This window comes from Dyella sp. 333MFSha (assembly GCF_900102405.1).
Lineage (GTDB): Bacteria > Pseudomonadota > Gammaproteobacteria > Xanthomonadales > Rhodanobacteraceae > Luteibacter > Luteibacter mycovicinus.
The window spans coordinates 275,721-294,757 of record NZ_FNBR01000001.1 but is presented as its reverse complement, the minus strand read 5'-3'; the positions used below and the strand labels follow the sequence as shown (position 1 = coordinate 294,757).

Annotated in this window: 8 protein-coding genes and 1 tRNA gene; 7 read left to right on the top strand and 2 right to left on the bottom strand. The window is 64.9% G+C overall.

What is annotated here, in order from left to right; genetic code table 11:
* Positions 1-30 precede the first annotated feature (30 nt).
* The 3 genes from BLT40_RS01215 (at position 31) to BLT40_RS01205 (ending at position 4,568) form a co-directional block, all read left to right on the top strand.
* Positions 31-1,638 (top strand): carboxyl transferase domain-containing protein, encoded by a 1,608-nt coding sequence (locus BLT40_RS01215; protein ID WP_090350848.1) that lies wholly within the window; start codon positions 31-33, stop codon positions 1,636-1,638.
* Between the two features lie 98 nt (positions 1,639-1,736).
* Positions 1,737-3,083: an exodeoxyribonuclease VII large subunit gene (gene xseA / locus BLT40_RS01210; protein WP_090350846.1), complete on the top strand. Its 1,347-nt coding sequence runs from the start codon at positions 1,737-1,739 to the stop codon at positions 3,081-3,083.
* A gap of 54 nt (positions 3,084-3,137) precedes the next feature.
* Positions 3,138-4,568, top strand: coding sequence for an esterase/lipase family protein (locus tag BLT40_RS01205; protein WP_090350845.1), 1,431 nt, complete (start codon positions 3,138-3,140; stop codon positions 4,566-4,568).
* A gap of 5 nt (positions 4,569-4,573) precedes the next feature.
* Here BLT40_RS01205 and BLT40_RS01200 read toward each other — a convergent pair whose 3' ends face one another.
* Positions 4,574-5,950, bottom strand: a complete 1,377-nt coding sequence (locus BLT40_RS01200; RefSeq protein ID WP_090350843.1) for an FAD-containing oxidoreductase — start codon at positions 5,948-5,950, stop codon at positions 4,574-4,576.
* 27 nt (positions 5,951-5,977) lie between these two features.
* Positions 5,978-6,054, bottom strand: a tRNA-Arg gene (locus tag BLT40_RS01195).
* A 200-nt stretch (positions 6,055-6,254) separates the two neighbouring features.
* Between BLT40_RS01195 and BLT40_RS01190 the strand changes: the two genes are divergently transcribed.
* The 4 genes from BLT40_RS01190 to BLT40_RS01175 all read left to right on the top strand — a co-directional run bounded on the left by BLT40_RS01190 (position 6,255) and on the right by BLT40_RS01175 (position 19,009).
* Positions 6,255-7,271 (top strand): hypothetical protein, encoded by a 1,017-nt coding sequence (locus BLT40_RS01190; RefSeq protein ID WP_090350841.1) that lies wholly within the window; start codon positions 6,255-6,257, stop codon positions 7,269-7,271.
* A gap of 56 nt (positions 7,272-7,327) precedes the next feature.
* The gene (locus BLT40_RS01185; protein ID WP_090350839.1) at positions 7,328-12,538 is read left to right on the top strand and encodes an RHS repeat-associated core domain-containing protein; all 5,211 of its coding nucleotides are present in this window, start codon (positions 7,328-7,330) and stop codon (positions 12,536-12,538) included.
* Positions 12,539-12,738: 200 nt separating this feature from the next.
* Positions 12,739-13,758, top strand: coding sequence for a hypothetical protein (locus BLT40_RS01180; protein WP_090350837.1), 1,020 nt, complete (start codon positions 12,739-12,741; stop codon positions 13,756-13,758).
* Positions 13,759-14,047: 289 nt separating this feature from the next.
* Positions 14,048-19,009, top strand: a complete 4,962-nt coding sequence (locus tag BLT40_RS01175) for an RHS repeat-associated core domain-containing protein (RefSeq protein WP_176809064.1) — start codon at positions 14,048-14,050, stop codon at positions 19,007-19,009.
* Positions 19,010-19,037: the final 28 nt, after the last annotated feature.

Below are 19,037 nucleotides of genomic sequence, written 5' to 3'. Positions count from 1 at the left end.
TGTTCGTTTAGTCCTCGCGCGAACGTCCCCATGCCCATTCTCGATTCGCAGCTCGATACCCGTTCTCCCGAGTTCCAGGCGGCAAGCCATCGCTTGCGCGCACTGACCGACGACCTGCGTGACACGCTGAAGCGGACGGCGGAGGGGGGTGGCGCGAAGGCGCGCGAAAAACACGTGGCGCGCGGCAAGCTGCTGCCCCGGGAGCGCATCCGCGCCCTGCTCGACCCCGGCTCTCCTTTTCTCGAAATCGCTCCGCTGGCGGCGCACGGCATGTATGACGATGCCGCACCGGCGGCGGGCGTCATCGCGGGAATAGGCCGGGTCATGGGACAGGAGGTCGTCGTACTGGCCAACGACGCGACGGTCAAAGGCGGCACCTATTTCCCGATGACGGTGAAAAAACACCTCCGAGCCCAGGAAATCGCGATGGAGAATCGCCTTCCCTGCATTTACCTCGTCGATTCCGGCGGAGCCTTCCTGCCGCTGCAGGACGAAGTGTTTCCCGACCGCGAACACTTCGGTCGCATCTTCTACAACCAGGCGCGCATGAGCGCGCAGGGTATTCCGCAGATCGCCGTCGTGATGGGCTCATGCACCGCGGGTGGCGCCTATGTGCCCGCGATGAGCGACGAGACCATCATCGTTCGCGAGCAAGGCACCATCTTTCTCGGCGGCCCGCCGCTGGTCAAAGCCGCCACCGGTGAGGTGGTCGACGCCGAGGCGCTGGGCGGCGCGGACGTTCACACGGCCGTGTCCGGCGTCGCGGATCACTTCGCCGAGAACGACGCGCACGCCCTGGCTATCGCGCGCGACATCGTCGGATCGCTGAACCGGGTGAAGAAGCAGCCGCTGGCCGTGCGCACGCCTGTCGAGCCGCGCTTCGCCGCCGACGAACTGTACGGGGTCATTCCGGAAGACACGCGGCGCCCGTTCGATATCCATGAAGTCATCGCACGCATCGTGGACGATTCCGAGTTCCACGAATTCAAGGCACGCTACGGCAAGACGCTGGTCACGGGCTTTGCGCATATCCACGGTTATCCCGTGGGCATCATCGCCAACAACGGCATTCTGTTCGGCGAATCCGCGCAGAAGGGCGCCCACTTCATCGAACTGTGCAACCAGCGCAACGTACCTCTCGTGTTTCTGCAGAACATCACCGGATTCATGGTGGGCCGCAAGTACGAGAACGCAGGTATCGCTAAAGACGGCGCGAAGATGGTCACCGCGGTGGCCTGCTCGCACGTGCCCAAGTTCACCGTGGTCATCGGCGGCAGCTTCGGCGCGGGCAACTATGCGATGTGCGGTCGCGCGTACGGCGCGCGCTTCCTCTGGATGTGGCCCAACGCGCGCATCAGCGTCATGGGCGGCGAACAGGCGGCGTCCGTGCTTGCCACCGTACGCCGCGATGGCATCGAAGCCGGCGGCGGCTCGTGGAGCGCGGACGACGAAGAGGCGTTCAAGGCGCCCGTACGTGACCAGTACGAACGTCAGGGTCATCCCTACTATGCCAGCGCACGGCTCTGGGACGACGGCATCATCGATCCGGCCGACACGCGTCGGGTACTGGGCCTGGCCATCTCCGCCTCGCTCAATGCTCCGATCGAACAGGGCCGGTTCGGCGTGTTTCGCATGTAATGGGTTAACCGTCGAGCGTAAAGCGCTAACCGAAAAGGCATTCCTGTTCACGGTTCCGGGTTTACGGTTGGCCCGTTACGCTTTACGCTTCCCGGTCCATGCCCGCCTTCGACGACCGCGCCCCTCCCGAGATATTCACCCCATCCGGTCTGAACCGGCTGGTGCGCGATCTGCTGGAAGACGCCCTGCCCATGGGCGTCTGGATCGAAGGCGAGCTGTCCAACGTCGCTCGCCCCGCGTCGGGCCATGTCTATTTCACGCTGAAAGACGCGGGCGCCCAGGTGCGCTGCGCCATGTTCCGCACGGCCGCATCGCGGCTCCGCTTTCGTCCCACGGACGGCATGCACGTGCTGATGCGGGCCAAGGTCGGGCTGTATGAGGCGCGCGGCGAGTTCCAGCTGGTGGCCGACCACATGGAGCCGGCAGGCGAAGGTGCCCTGCAGCGCGAGTTCGAGCAGCTGAAGGCGCGCCTCGGCGCCGAAGGTCTGTTCGACGCGGAGCGCAAGCGCGCGCTGCCTGCCTATCCGAAGCGTATCGGCGTCATTACCTCGCCCTCGGGCGCGGCGGTCCGCGACGTCCTCAGCGTACTCGGCCGTCGCTTCGGCCTCGCCGACGTGGACGTGTTGCCCGTGCCTGTACAGGGGCGTGAGGCACCGCCCGCCATCGCGGCCATGCTGCGGCGGGCATCAGCCAGCGGACGCTACGATGTGCTGCTGGTGACCCGCGGCGGTGGTTCGCTGGAGGACCTCTGGGCCTTCAATGACGAAGCCGTGGCGCGCGCCATCCACGCCAGTGCCGTGCCGGTCGTTTCGGCCGTCGGGCACGAGGTGGATTTCACCATCGCGGACTTCGTCGCCGACCTGCGCGCCGCCACGCCATCGGCTGCCGCCGAGCTCCTCGTACCGGACGCCGGCGACCTCGAACGTCGCCTCGACCGCCTGCGCCAGCGTATGGCCACCTTGATGGCACGTCGCCTTCAGGCGGCCGCCCAGCGTGCGGATCACTGGCAGGCACGCCTCAACGCGCAACGCCCGCAGGCTCGCCTTGCGCGGGATGGCCAGCGGCTCGAGGCACTTCGTCGGCGCCTCGTCATGGCGACCGCCCAGGCGAACGCGCTTCGCCGTGCCCGCCTCGACCGCCTGCAGGCGCGCCTGGCCGCCCAGCATCCGCGCCTCCGCCTCGCCCCCTCGCAGCGCCGCATCGCGGATCTGCGCCTGCGCCTGACGACATCGATGGCACACCGCATCGAACGCGATCGCGCACGCGTCACCGAGCAGGCGCGCACGCTGCACGCGGTCAGTCCTCTGGCGACGCTAGAACGTGGCTACGCGATCGTCTTCGACGAGCGCGACGCGGTGGTGCGCCGCGCGGGAGACGTCGCCGTCGGCGACCGTCTGCGCGTGATGCTCGGCGATGGCGAGCTCAACGTCCGTCGCGAGGACTGATTCGCCCGGCCACCCCGGCTATGCTCGGCTCATCCGGTAATCGAGGAACGGGGCATGAGCGCGCTGGTTTTCGTGCATGGCTGGAGCGTCACCAACACGTCGACCTACGGCAGCCTGCCGAAGGCACTGGCTGACCGCGCCGCCCAGGCGGGATCGACGCTCCGCGTTCTCGACGTCCACCTGTCCGAGTACGTCACCTTCGACGACGCCGTGACGATGGACGATATCGTCCGCGCCTTCGACCACGCGTTACGCGGGCTTTCGCTGCCTGACGGGACGTTCGACTGCATCACCCATTCCACCGGGGGGCCGGTAGCCGTCGCCTGGCTGCACGCTCAGCGTGACCGCCCTACCCTGTTCGCTCCGATCCGGTTACGGCATCTGGTGATGCTGGCGCCGCCACACTTCGGATCCGCGCTGGCAACGCTGGGGAAGAGCGTCGTCGGCCACCTCAAGGCCTGGTTCGACGGTGTCGAGCCGGGCCAGCGCATTCTCGACTGGCTGGAACACGGCAGTCCGGAATCCGTGGCGCAGGCGCTCGACGTGATCCATGGCCCGGACCCGGCCGCGCACGGCACGTGGTTGTTCAACCTGACAGGCGATCGACCCGACCGTAAGTTCTACGACTTCGTCAACTCATATACCGGCGAAGACGGGTCGGACGGTGTGGTGCGCATAGCGGCCGCCAATCTCAACGCGCGGCACTGCGTGCTTACGCAGCGAGGCCACACGGCGACGCTCGACATGACGATCAGCAAGGCGCCGCGCAGTGCGTTCAAGCTGTTGCCCGGGCTCGCTCATTCCGGCGACGAGCACGGCGTCATGGCGTCTGAGCCTCCTTCCACCGTGACGATCGACGCGATCCTGCGCTGCCTCGCCGTCAGTTCGGCGGCATCGTACGCGGCATTGTGCGACGCCTTCGGCACGGAGAACGCGCTGCGCGACCGCGACAAGGTCGAGACGGAACAAAAGCTGCTCACCTCACGCACGCACATCCACGATCCGCGGAGCCTGCTGATATTTCGCCTGCTGGACGATCGCGGTGAACCGCTGCGCGATGCGCGGTTCCTCCTGACCGCCGGGCCCACCGCGTCGCCAAACGATCTGCCACCGGGCTTTTCGACCGACCGACAGGCCAGTTCGCGCAGCGCGGCGACGGTCACGATGTTCCTCAACTACGCCTTGTTCGCCGGTGACGACCCCGTGCCCGATCCGCGCCAGCCCGGCGGCGTCCTGCGCCCGGCGCAGCCGTCGCACCGGCCCTATGGCGTGCGCATCCAGCCCGCCGATGTCACCGGGCTGATCCGGCACATCGTCGCCGCCACGGCGCAGGACGACGACCTGCTCGACGCGCTGGGTCCGCATGAGACGACGATCCTCGATGTGGTGCTGTCGCGCCGCGTGGCGGAAGGTGTATTTCGGCTGACGCAGAATCTGCAGGCTGTGGATTTCAGCCAGCCGGTGTCCGGCATGGATATCGTGTAACCGCCTCAGTCCGCCGCCTTGAGATCCCCGATCAGGGTCGGAATCAATTCCGACACCGTCGGATGAATCGGCACGGCCCACCGATAGGTATCGATGTCCGCCTTCGCATTCATCATGTCCAGCACACCGTGCACGACCTCATCCCCGCCGACACCGAGGATCGCCGCGCCAAGGATCTGCTTCGTTTCCGCATCGGCGACCATCTTCATGAAGCCACGCGTTTCGCCCTTCTCCACGGCACGCCCGACGCGGGTCATCATGCGTTTCGACACCAGCAACGGCCGGCCCGACTGACGGGCCTGCGTTTCCGTCATACCCACCCGACCCAGCGGCGGATCGACGTAGAGCGCATAGCCGGCGATGCGGTCGCTGACTTTGCGCTCTTCCCCATCGAACAGATTCGCAGCGACGATCTCGTAATCGTTCCACGCCGTGTGGGTGAAGGCGCCCTTGCCATTGCAGTCGCCCATGGCCCAGACGCCGTCGGCGCTGGTTTTCAGGTGATCGTCGACCTCGATGTATCCGTGCTCATCCGTTGCGATGCCCGCCGCGTCGAGCCCGAGATCGTCGGTGTTGGGACGGCGACCCACGGCGAGCAGCACGTGGCTGCCGACCACCTGAGGCGCGCCTTCCGAACAATCGACGCCCACGCGCACGCCGGCGGGGTCCTTATGCACGGTGATGCAGCATGCGCCCGTGCGCACCGTGATGCCTTCGTTCTCCAGGAACGACCGGACTTCAGCCGACACGTCTTCGTCTTCGCGACCGATCAACCGCGGACCCAGCTCGACCACCGTCACCTCACAACCGAAGCGACGGTACATCTGCGCGAACTCCAGACCGATGTAGCTGCCACCGACCACGACCAGGTGCCTGGGCAGCGATTCCAGCGGGATGATCGTGCTGTTGGTAAGGTAGTCCACCTCGTCCAGACCGGGGAAGTCAGGCACCCTTGCCCGACCGCCGACGTTGAGGAAAACCTGGGGCGCTTCGAGGGTTTCACCGTTGACCTCGATCCGGCGCGGCCCGACGAAACGTGCGTGCCCACGGATGAGCTCGAGCCCCGGCATGGAGGCCAGCCAGTCCTCGTTGCCTTTGCGCGAGTCCAGGATCACCTTGCGCGCCCGTGCCGCGACCACCGGCATGTCGATGCTGACGTGGCCCACGCCCACGCCATATTCGGCACCGCGACGCGCCAGATGCGCGGCATAGGCGCTGGCCACGAGGGTCTTGGTCGGTTTGCAGCCGGTATTGACGCAGGTTCCGCCGACCAGATGCCGTTCGATGATGGCGACGGTCTTGCCGGCGGCGGTAAGGCGGGCGGCGAGCGCGGGTCCGGCCTGACCGGCCCCCACGATGATGGCGTCGAAGGAACGGCTCATGGGGAACTCCGGGGGCGCTGAGAATGATGGTGACCCCGGCCCGATTCGAACGGGCGACCTTCCCCTTAGGAGGGGGACGCTCTATCCAGCTGAGCTACGGGGCCAACATTCATCAGGATACCTGAGGCCGCCCTTCCGGCGAAAGCACCCGCACGCCCACAGCGAAACACCGCATCGGAAGAACGATATGCGCCCGGCCTGCCGATTAGGCGCCGCATGCGCCTACGACGCACGTCCTATCGACATCCGGAGGGCCTGATCGTTGAATGGGTCCGAAGCACGCAGCTCTGCACAAGGATGTGCCATGAAACGCAGCAAAGCCACCTCGACCACCGCTGCTCCCGACTGGAAAGTCACCCGTGTCGCCCTCTACGTCGATCACGATGTGCTCTATGCCAACGAGCATCAGCAGGTGCGTGTTCGCGCCTATATCGAGGCAGAAAACAACGGCGATCCCGTGCCCCTGACCCCGGCCGAAAGAGCGAGCGTCAGCCTCATCGATTACAACGCGCCGCGGAACGCCATACCGTTCTCGACGCAGGCTCGTGCCACGGCCTGGAAAGGCTGGTCGGCGCAGCGCGTCTACAATGAGTACGCCTATCACCCGGCCGCCGCGCGGGACGGCCACTCGCCTTCCACACCCGGCGCGGGAGGCGATTACGTCGAACTCTACCTTTCGGCCGACGCCGAAGCACTGGCCGGCCCACTGATGCTTGGCTTCACCATCACCGGGGATAATGGCTGGCGGTATCGCACGGACGGTTATGTCTTCGAGCCCGGCAGTGACAAAGGCGCATTCAACACCCTTTACGACACCGGACCGGACAAGGCCGTTCGCGCCGAGCCGCCGATCGTTTACGCCAACTCGGAATTCGTCCTCGACAGACAGGCGGGCTACCGTTACGGCGACACACCCGCTGCCACCATTTTCGACGACATCGTCACCGTGTCCATCGTCAACGGTGGGCGCGTCGTGGCGTTGCGCAGCATGCAATGTAAGCGGGCGGGGATGATCCACTGGATCAATGAGCTTCCGGACACCCACAACCCATGCTACACGGGCTATGCCGAGCCGGGCGGCACCGCGATCACATGGGATGACGACGTACCCGTGGGCAGCCTCCCGAGGCCGACACTCAGCGTCGCCATACCCGGCAAGGGAACGATCATGCTGTGTGGCCGGAACGATATCCCCCGCGCCGGCCACGAAGGAGCGCCGCAGGAGCCCGTCAAGGTGACGCTGCGCGATACCTACGGCAGCGAACAACATTGCCATATCGGGTTCGTCGCCGGCGAGCGCGACACGTTGAAGGTCAGCTGACAGCGCGGCGGCACGCCCGGTTTTTTTGCGCGGCACGTTCAACAGGAAGTCTCGTCATGAAGGAACGGAACGGAACCGACCGCCATGCCTCGCCGTTCGCCAGCGGTGACTTCTACTCCAGCGCCTTCAGCTTCTACAGCCACGTCAGCGGGGATGTCGATCCCCGCACCGGCATGTACTCGGCCGCGATCGACCTGCCCACCGGTAAGGGCAACCTCCTGCGCGGCCCGCATTTCGAATTTCGTCTCCACTACGACGCGCTCGGCATGAACGACGATGGCTTCGGTGTCGGCTGGCGGCTGGCTATCACCGAGCTCGATACGGACAGCGGCATACTGACGCTGGGCAGCGGCGACAGTCACCGCATCGAATGGTATTACCCTGGGCATGAGGCCACCTTTCCCGACCGCAAACTCGACAGTTTCCGGCTGACCCCGGCCTGGGACGGCTCCGCCGTGCTCGAACACGCGACCGGCGTGGTGGAGTACCTCAGGCCACTGGACGACCGCCCGTCGGTCCTGCGTCCCGCCTATATCGTCAATCCTGGCGGCAACGCCATCCATTTCGTCTGGCTACTCGGACCCAACGGCACGCCCGTACTGTCCCGGGTCGTCGACGACGATGGTGTCGACCTGCTTCGTCTGATCTATCCGGATCCCTCGCGCGTCCAGCTCGTTATCGCCACCGGACCGTCGGCGCCGCTGGAGATGAACTTCGAGCGCACCGGCAGCCAGCTGGATCGCGTTCGCATTCCCGCGCTCATGGAATTGAACGCGACGCCGGTCCGCGACGAGGAAGAGCCGGTCTGGGCGTTCGAGTATCGCAACAGTCTCGATCCGCCCTACCTGCCCCTGCTCGCCGCGGTGACCTCGCCCGATGGCGTACGCGATCAGGTGGAATACACGGAAACCGCGCTGCGCCTGCCGACAGGCGCACCCAGGACTTACATGCCCGCTGTCTCCGAACGCAGGCGCGTGCTCGACGCCGATCGCGGCCGCGTGTTGCAGACCAGTCGCTACACCTACGACGTGCATGGCGACAAAAATTTTTACGGCTTCGGGCTGGTGTCGATATGGGAGAACCGTAACGACCAGCTACTGCACCATGGCGCTGCCAGTTCCTTCTTTTACGGCTCGAAGGAAACGCAACTGGACGACCATGGCGTTGCCCTGTGTACCATCGAGCGCACGTATAACCATTTCCACCTGTTGGTACGCGAGGTGACCACCCGGGGCCATGTGGTGCAGGACGTCGCCACGGAATACGGCGAGGTCCCGGGCGAGCCGTTCGCGCGCCAGCCCAAAAGCTTTCAGCTGCCGCACAAGGTCGTCACCACGCTTTACGACGCGCGCCACGATGACGTCCGCCGGACCGTCGCTGTCGAGAGCCGTTACGACACCGACGGCGACGTCGTTTACCGTCATGACGATGGCACGGGCGTCACGGAGCGATTCGAGTATTACCCGCTCGACGGCGATGGCGACCGTTGTCCACCCGATCCCTTACGGCTCACGCGCCGGATCGCGAGCGAGGTCGCGATACCCGGCCCGGGCGGTGGCCCCACGCTGATCACGCGATACCGGTATACGGCGCTGCCCGTCCGCCAAAGGAACGCCGTGCCGGCGTACACGCCAGAGGTCTACGTGCAAGCGTGCGCCGAAGCCGTGCATATCGAGGGCGTCGCCGAGCCGCTATGGGAAAGCGAGCAGGCGTTCATCGTCGACCAGGGCGAACAGCATGGGGCAATCCTCTGGGAAACGCGCGTTCAGGACAACCTGATGGCACGCGTCGACTACAGCTATGAACTCGACACGGCCATGAGGACGCTGACCACCCAGACGAAGCGGACCACGCACGACGGCATCGTCCAGATCGAGCGGGAGACCCGCATGCTGCTCAGCGGCTTCGTTCTGAGCAACATGGAAGGCAACGGCATATATACGAACGTCCGCTACGACCGGCTGGGACGCATGACCGAAGCGCTCCGATACCGGGACAGATCCGACGAATTTTCGGTGACGCGCTGGCGGTTCCAGCTGTCGACCCGGGAGCGCTGGGTTGAGCGCATCGGCACCACCGGCCTGCCGCACAGGTCGTGGATGGACGAGCTGGGGCGCGTCGTCAAGGAAGAAGAACCGCTGGCCGACGGTCGGCTGGTGACGGTGCACACGCTGACCTACGATCCCCTCGGCGAGGTCGCCGGGGAGACCCGGTACGACCGCCTCGCCGACGACAGGACGCTGGAGCTGACGACGTGCTACGCCTACGACGACTGGGGCCAGTGCGCCACGGTGACATCCCCCGATGGCAGTGATGTCCGGAGCGAGACCGTGCTGGTCCGGCACGACGGCGAGGTATTCACCCGGACAACCGTGTGGCGGGAAGCGAACGGCGAGCGCATAGGTGGCTGGCAGTCGACCGACACCGACGCCGCCGGGCGGCAACGCCGCAGTCAGGTGGGCGAGTGGGACGGGCACGGCAAGGCCGTCGAAGGTCCCTTCGCGCAGTGGCACTACGACGGCCTGGGGCGCTGTGTCCGGACGGTCGACGCGCTCGGCCGGGTCACCGGGCAAAGCTGGGATGCCTTCGACCGCGAACTCGACACCACGCTGCCCGATGGCGCGATCGTCCGGCGTACCTACGCTCCCGGGCACGAGGGTGACTTGCTCGCCACGATCGGCATCGTACCTGCCGGGGGCGGCGATACGATACCGCTGGGCAGCCGGGACTGGGACGGATGGGGTCGGCTCACACACGAAACCGCCGGCAGCCTGACCCGTCGGTATGCCTATGTGCCGGGTCAGTTCAACCCCGAGCGGGAGTACCTGCCAGCCGGCGGCGAGATCCAGCGTACCTACGAACCCTGGCTCAACGAGGCCCTGCTGACCGAAACGCTGCTGACCGATCCACCCGTACCGCTGAAAAAGGCCCATTACGATCCACGCGTCGGCGTGCCGGTGTCACTCAGCAGCGACACCGGCGTCATGGGGATCCGGACCGACTATCTCGGTCGCATGACCGGACAGGACATACGCATGGACGACTCCACGCGTTCCTGCAACGTCGAGGTATCCCCGGGTGGCCTGGAGCTGGCCAGGACCGGCGTCGACGGCGTGCGTCGGGTGTCCGTCTACGACGACCTGGGGCGCGTCGTCCGGATGGACCACCTCGCCGATGACGGCTTGCCGATCGTCGGGATCACCTTCGACTACGACGCGCTGTCACGACCGTCGACATGCACGATCGCCGATGCCCGCGGCTCGCTGACCGAGCGCGTGACCTACGACGGGCGCGGCCGCGTGTCGGGCACGACCTGGCTCATCGACAACGAGGCCGGAGCGACGCGACGCGCGCTCACCCTGCACTGGCGCGACGACGACAAACTGGCGGCCAGACGGTGGTACGACGCCGAGGATCGACTGCTACGCGAGGAAGCCATGGACTATGACCTCCGGGGCCGGCTCGAGACCCATAGCATCGCCATGGCCCTCGCCGGTGAATACCCGGTCGACGAGGCAGGCAACGCGTATCGCACCCAACATTTCACTCACGACGACATCGACAACCTGCTTGCGGTGGAGACCACGCTCGTCGACGGACGCGTCAACCGCACCGGTTACGCTTACGACACGATCGACCGCGATCGTCTGGTCGGTGTCCACAGCACGCTCGCCGGGTATCCCGGATACGGCACGGCGCTCCGCCTTGGCTACGACGCCAACGGCCACCTCGTCGATGATGGCATGGGCCGCGGCATCGACTGGGATGGCGCCGGCCGGCTGATCGGCGTACGCCAGGCCGACGGCGTCCGGACCGACTACGGCTATGGGCCCGACGCCCGGATCGGGCGGATACGACGGGCGGGACAAACCACCTACCGCTACTTCGACGACGGCCTGGTCTACGGCGAGTTCAACGAGACCGATCAACGTCGCTACCTGCGTGCCGGAGGTACCGTGGTCGCCGAGAGCGTGCTCTCGGGTGCCCTGCGCACCACCTGGCTCGTCGGCAGCGATCCGCAAGGCTCGGCCATCGTCGAAAGCGGCGCGAACGCGACGACGATGCGTACCTATGGCGCGTTCGGCTACCGGGATACGACCGACGACGGTGCGCGCACCGGCTTCGCGGGCGAAACCCGCGACGAGGACATCGACGGGTACATGCTCGGCGACCGACCGTATTCGCCCAGGCTGCAACGCTTCCTCTGCCCCGACCGGGCCAGCCCCTTCGGCGCCGGCGGCCTCAATCGCTACGCCTATTGCGCGGGCGATCCGGTCAACCGGATCGATCCCGGTGGCAACGCCTGGTGGGACTGGCTGGGCGCGGCCCTGGGTATCATCGGCGCGGTCGTAGCCACCGTCGCCACCGGCGGCGCACTGCTAGGCGTGGTCGGAGCAGCCGCCGCCGGAAGCCTCACCGCTGCCGTGTCCACCCCAACGATGGTCGTCATGGCCACCGCCACGATCCTGGAGGTCACCTCGGCCGCTGTCGAGATCGCCTCGCTCGCCACGGTCGCCGCCGGCGACGAGGAAACCGCCTCCATTCTGGGCTGGGTCGCCTTCGGCACCGGCGTGGCCTCCGGCGCGCTGTCCGTGGGACCTGCGGCGGGACGCGCCGCGACTCGATTTGTCGGCACGAAGCATGCCGCGGAAGCGCCAGGCGCACGTCGCTTGCCGCTCCCCACATGGCGAAGGAGCGGCGCCGGGCACTCGACCTTTCAATTCGATTACGATGAACGCTCGGTCACGTATCACGTCGCAAAAAGAGGACGCAGGGGCCAGTTACCTGACGGTCGACTCATCCGGAGGGGCTATAAAGGACGCCGTGAAGTCGTACCTCGATGGTCGAGCAGACCGAACGGCAACGGTGGCATCGTGCATTTCAACGACTCCCCCATCGATGCGAACGACGTCACCGATGGCGTCATACGGAACATCGGCAAGCTGAACGACTCGAAGAAAATCATCGTATTGACCGGAGTCCATGGCGACTTCGCGGGATTCAACTGGCTCGCCGGCTGGCGCCTCTGGGGGAAGAGGCAATTTTTTTGGGACGACAAGGCTCGCATCCCGAAAATGTCGCTTATCACGGGAAACAGCCAGAGCAACATCTCCGTCGTCGATATATCGGGGATGTCGAAATCCGAAATCGAAAAGTACTGGAACATGAAAGATGCACACATCATCAACGCGTACTGCTTCAGCGGCGCCGACCGGTTCCTGATGAAACGGTTCAACATCTTTTCAATCACCCTCTATGGCGTGTGAGGGGGCTGCCTCGCGCACCGTGGATGCCACTGACGCCATGCCGACGGCGACTTGCATCGATCCTGCCGATTAAGCACGGGGCAGGCTTACAACCCATGCCATATCGACAGCACGGCCAGTAAGCCGTGAACTGTGACAAGGCGCTCGCTCGTGACCGTACGACGCGACCGCCAAGGGACGGACTTGCAAAAGGAATAGCAATGAACGCGCAGACACCCATCGCAGTGGATGACGGATGGAGGATCGCCCGGGTTTCGCTCCATGTCGACAGCCTTGTCTACACCAACGGCCGACAACAGGCGTACGTCCGCCTCTACATTGAGGCCGAGTCCGATTTCGAACCGGTGAAGCTGACGCAGAGCGAGAAGGACAGCGTGCGCCTGATCGATTACACGAATCCGGAAATCGATATCCCCTTCTCGGAAGATGGCGACGAGCGATATCGGGGCTGGTCAGCGCAACGCGATTTCCGAGGCTACGAGCCCCACCCCGGCCTTGGTCGCCGACCCGACACGACATTGGCGGGTGGGGACTATCTGGAGTTCTACGTCGATGCGACCGCCGACGCCTTGCGTGCGCCTCTTGCACTCGCCTTCCGCGTTACCGGCGACAACAAGTGGACGTATCGGACCGATGGCTACGTATTCGATCAGAACGGCCAGGCAGGCGCTTACAACAACCAATACGACACGGGTGCGGACAAGTCGGTCCGACCCATGACTCCGCCCGTCTATACCCCGGCCGAGTTCCGCCTCGGCCCGGCCGGTACCCGGGGAACCGGGTCCTTGCGAGCGGGCATCTTCAATGATGTCCACCTGCTCTTCCTGCAGCCCAATGCCTCACCCGGGCCGACCATCAGGTCCATGCGTTGCAGCCCGGCGGGAATGATCCACTGGAAAGACGCACTCCCTTCTACGGAGAACCCTTGTTTCACGGGCTACGCAAGTCCGGGAGAAAACGACATTCACTGGGACGACAGAGTTCCTCAGGGAAGCCAGCCGCTTCCCCTGCTCGATAAGGTGTATCCCGAACAAGGGGTCATCATGCTTTGTGGACGCATCGATATCCCGCAACCCAGCGACGACGATGTGCCGCAAGCCGACGACGAGCGCGTTCCGCGTGGCCCGGTGGACATCGAGGTGATCGACATGTACGGCAACAAGCATACGTGCCGACTCGAATTCGTCACCGGAACGCGCGATCAACTGAGGTTTCTCTGACGCGAAGGAGTACACGTTCATGACCGGTCGGTCTCCCGAAACACAAGGCGCCCTCGCCAATGACGACTTCTACTCCGGTGCCTTCAGCTTCTACAGTCACGTCAGTGGTGACGTCGACCCTCGCACCGGGATGTACTCGGCAGGCATCGATCTGACCACAGGCAAGGGCAACCAGCTACGCGGCCCGTCGTTCGAATTCCGCCTCAACTACGATGCGCTGAGCAGCAGTGACGATGGTTTCGGCACGGGTTGGCTTCTGGGTATCACCCGGCTGGAGCGGGACATCGGCATGCTGGTGCTCGGCAGCGGCGACAGTCATCGTTTCGACCGTCTGTTCCCCGGGATTCCTTCGGCCTTTCCCGACCGTAAGCTGGAGAGCTTTCGACTCACCGCTGGCAATAACGGTACCGCGGTACTCGAGCACGCCACGGGTGTCATCGAATATCTCGCCCCCGCCGCCGGCTCTTCGAGCAGTCTGCGTCCCCAGCGTATCGTCAACCCCAGTGGCGACGCGATTCACCTGACATGGGAAAGCGGGCCACACGGCACGCCTGTCCTGACACGGGTTGGCGATGACGAGGGGCAGCCCTTGCTCATACTTTCTTACCCGGATCGAGGCAACATTCATCTGACCATCTTCACCGGGCTGACAGCGCCGGTGGAACTGCATTTTTCGCGGCTGGGCGACACGCTGCAGCGCGTTCGCATTCCCGCACTCACGGAACTCAACGCTCAGCCCGTTCGCGACGAAGAAGAAGCCGTGTGGGCTTTCGGTTACAAGAACAGCCTGGAACCGCCCTATCTCGCCCTGTTGAACTCGGTCACGTCGCCTGACGGCATCCACGATGTCGTGAGCTACGCCGAGGAGTCCATTCGGCTTCCGCCGGGTGCGGGGCGACGCTACATGCCCGCCGTCGCCGAACGCCGCCGTGTACTCGACGCCGAGCGCACGACGGTGCTGCAAACCAGCCGGTATGCCTACAACACGCATGGTGACAACAATTACCTCGGCCATCCCCTGGTCACGGCATGGGAAAACCGAAACGATCAGTTGCTGCACCACGGCAACGCCGAAGGATTCGTGTACGGGTCGCGGGAAACCCAGGTCGCCAGCAACGGCGACACGCTTTGCACGATCGAACGCACCTACAACCACTTCCATCTGATCGCCCGCGAAACCACGACCCGGGGCACGGTGGTCCAGGAGGTGGAGACGGTCTATGGCGAGGAGCGCGGCGTCCCGTTCGTCCGACAGAAGAAGAGCTTCCAGCTACCGCATTCGATCGTTACCACGCTGTACGACAAGCGCGACCCGACCCTGAAACAGGTAACCATCGCCGATAACACCTACGATGACGACGGCAACCTGATCTCGCACCGGGATGGCGCCACCGGTATCGTCGAGCGCTCGGCGTATTTTCCCCTGGACGGTGAAAGCGGCCTCTGCCCACCGGATCCGCTCGGGCTGGCGTATCGACTGAAGAGCGAAACCGTCGAGCCGGGACCGGGCGGCGGTCCGGTGCTCACGACGCGTTACCGGTACTGTGAATTGCCTGTGCGGGTCGCGGCCGGCGCAACGCGCTTCGAGGCATCCCCTCGCGCGCGGACGGTCTACGTCCAGGCTTGCGCGGAAACCCTGTCTGAAGAAGACCGCGACGACCCGCTGTCCCACAGCGAGCAGCGTTTCATCGTGGATCAGGGCGAGCGCCATGGCGCGTTGTCACAGGAATCGCGCACGCAGGACGGCCTGACCCTGACCCGCGATTTCGAGTACCGAACCGATACAGGCAGGCAGACCATCGTCACAAGGGTTACCGAAACCACCTTCGACGGCGTGATCAGTACCACCGAAGAAGAGGTCGCCCTTGTCGGCGGTCAGCTCCGCGGCAGCATGGACGCGCTGGGCAATCACACTTACACCATCTACGACCATCTCTCCCGGCCGAAAACACAAAGCCGCGCACGCGGTCGGGAACAGGAAGTGATCACGAGCGAGTGGCGATACCAGGTGTCGACGACCAGCCGCTGGGTGGAACGCAGGGGAGTGACCGGCCTGCCACACCGGACGTGGCTGGACGAACAGGGACGGGTCACCGTCGAGGAAGAGCCGCTGCCCGACGGAAGCATGATGACCGTCCGCGAGGTGACCTACGATCACTTCGGTCAGGTGCTGGACGAGGTCCTTTACGATCGCCTGGCGAGCGATGCGCCACTACGGCTTCGCACGGAATTCAAGTACGACGACTGGGGCCGATGCAGCGACCGGACGGCACCGGACGGAAGTCATGCCCGGAGCGAGACGGCTCTCGTCGAGGTGAACGGTGAGATCGTCACCCGCACGACAGCATGGCAGGAAGCCGATGGACGGCGTATCGGTGGCTGGCAGTCGACCGACACCGACGCGGCCGGTCGACAACGGCGGGCGGCATACGGCATCTGGGACGACGAAGGCGCGGCCCGCGAAGTGGCCATGACCCAATGGCGCTACGACGGCCTGGGTCGTTGCATCGAGACCATCGATCCGGTGGGCCTGGTGACGGCGCAGCACTGGGACGTTCTCGGAAGGTTGACCGAGACGACGCTTTCCGACGGAACGGCGGTCGCTTACACCTTCGCGGCCGGGCACGAAGAGGCACTACCTACCAGCATGTCCGTGACGCCCGCGGACGGCGCCCCTGCCCTGCGCCTCGGCCGTCAGGACTGGGACGGCCTGGGCCGTCTCCTCAGCGAAACCTCCGGCAGCCTGACGCGACGTTACGACTACGGGCCCGACCAGTTCAACGCCGCCAGCGAGCACTTGCCCGCGGGCGGTGAGATCCGCCGGACTTACGATCCCTGGCTCAACGAGGCGGTATTGACGGAAACGCTCGCATCCGAGCCGCCGGTCGTGCTCAGAACGGCGGCCTACGATGCGATCGCCGGTATGCCTAAGTCGATCAGGAGCGAGAGCGGCGAGATGCGGATTGACACCGACTACCTGGGCCGGATGACCGAGCAGACGGTGACCATGGGCGGCACGTCCCGCTCGAGCGAGGTGAGCGTTTCACCGTGTGGGGTCGAACTGGTCAAAAGCGGGATCGACGGGGCCACCCAGGTTTTTCACTATGACGACTGCGGGCGTACCGAGCGTATCCAGCACATGACGAAAGAAGGTCTTGGGCTCGTCGATGTGACCTTTGCCTACGACGGTCTTTCACGCCCGACCTCACGCACCGCGACGACCGACGCGGGCGGATCGGTGACCGAGAGCCTTGAATACGACGATCTCGGCCGTGTGGTCGGCACTACCTGGCTGGCCGAGCGCGCCGGCGAGCGCACACGGCGGAAACTGGTCCTGGAGTGGCGCAAGGACGGCAAGGTGGCCGGCAAGCGGTGGTTCGGAAACGACGATGTATCGCGCCTGCGCGAAGAAACCATGGAATACGACCGCCGGGGCCGGCTCGTCGTCCACGCTATCGACGCCATCGACGGGGAATATCCCGTCGACGAAGCAGGCCATGCCTATCGCGTGCAACGCTTCGACTACGACAGCATCGACAATCTGCGCAGCGTCGAGACCACGCTCGTCGATGGCCGCCTCAACCGGACCACCTACGGCTACGACGCCATCGACCTCGACCGCCTCGTCGGCGTGGAGAGCAGCCTCGCGGGTTACCCCGGCTACGGCACCCCGCTCGTCGTGCGCTACGACGACAACGGCAACGTGATCGAAGACGGGTTGGGCAATGTGCTGACGTGGGATGCGGCGAGCCGGCTCGCCTCGGTCACATCCGCCAACAACGTTCGCGCCGATTACGCCTACGGTCCTGACGGCCGGATAGGACAGGTCGTCCAGCAGGGACGCAGCACCCTCCGCTATTACGACGATGGACAACTTTACGGCGAATTCGACGACGACGAGCAGAGGCGTTTCCTGCGTTCCGGCGGCACGGTCGTCGCCGAGTCCGTCCTCAGCCGTGACCTGCGCAAGACATGGCTGCTGGGTAACGACCCGCAGGGTTCGGTGATTCTCGAGACCGGCGATGCCGTCGCGACACGCACCTACGGGGCCTACGGCGATCGCAACGCGACGTCCGACGCGGCGCGGTCCGGCTTCGCCGGGGAGGTCTGCGACACAGCTACCGGCTGGTATCTGCTGGGTGAGCGCCCGTATTCGCCGGCACTGCGGCGTTTCCTCAGCCCCGATCGCGCGAGCCCCTTCGGCGCGGGAGGCGTCAATCGCTACGCCTATTGCGCGGGCGATCCGATCAACCGCATCGATCCCACGGGGCGCGCGTGGTGGGACTGGCTTGGCTTCGCGCTGGGAGCCATCGGTGCCGCCGTCGCGGTGGTTGCGACCGGCGGCGCCCTGCTCGGCGTCGTCGCCGCGGCCGCCGCCGGAAGCCTTACCGCGGCGGTATCGACACCGACCATGATGGTCATGGCTGCCGCCGCAGTACTCGAGGTCACGTCCGTGGCCGTGGAGGTCGGCGCCCTGGCCTCGGCGGCGACCGGCGATGAACAAACCGCCGGCATCCTGGGATGGATAGCGTTCGGAACGGGGCTGGCGTCGGGTGCGATGTCGGTGGCACCAAAAATGGGAGCGACGCCTGGGCGATTCGTGGGCGCCCGGCGGTCAGCGACGCAAGGGGCCACCGGGCGAACACCGACCGTGACAGCGACCACCCTCCATCCAGGAAGTACCAACTCAGGCTTAATTGAGGCCGTCCATCCCCTTGGGGGAAAGGTTAACCATTACGTGGGCGCGCCCGCCGTAAGTGCTCAAATACCGAACCGAATTATTCTTAACGATCCGGACAAGATAAACATCGCCCCCCAATGGTTCAAAGCTAAGAACGCCGCTGGGGGCACTGTTTATTTCACGGACACCATGACGAACGGCACAATCGTCGGCGAAGTGATGGATGCGATCGCGAAAAAAAGGGCAGCTCAGAAGAGCAAGCATAAAATTATCGGCCTTACTGGCGGTCACGGAAACGCGCTCGGAGACAATTATAAAAATGGGATCAGAGTTCATGCTGACAGCCGTTTTCAACCGGAAGACAACTTCTCGGCAGCTAATGCTTTCTTCAAATATGGCAACCCCGGCCTGAAAATCAGGACCAAAAATATCGCTGGGAAAAGTCCGGCCAAGATTCGAAAGTGGCTTTCCCAGCCCGGCGACATCATCGTCGGGCACTGCTATTCCGCCGCCGACCCGATTGTTATGGAAGTGCTCAACTTGAAGGAAGTCACTGTTTATACCTTTTAACCGTTTTTCGGACGCATATGGATCACCG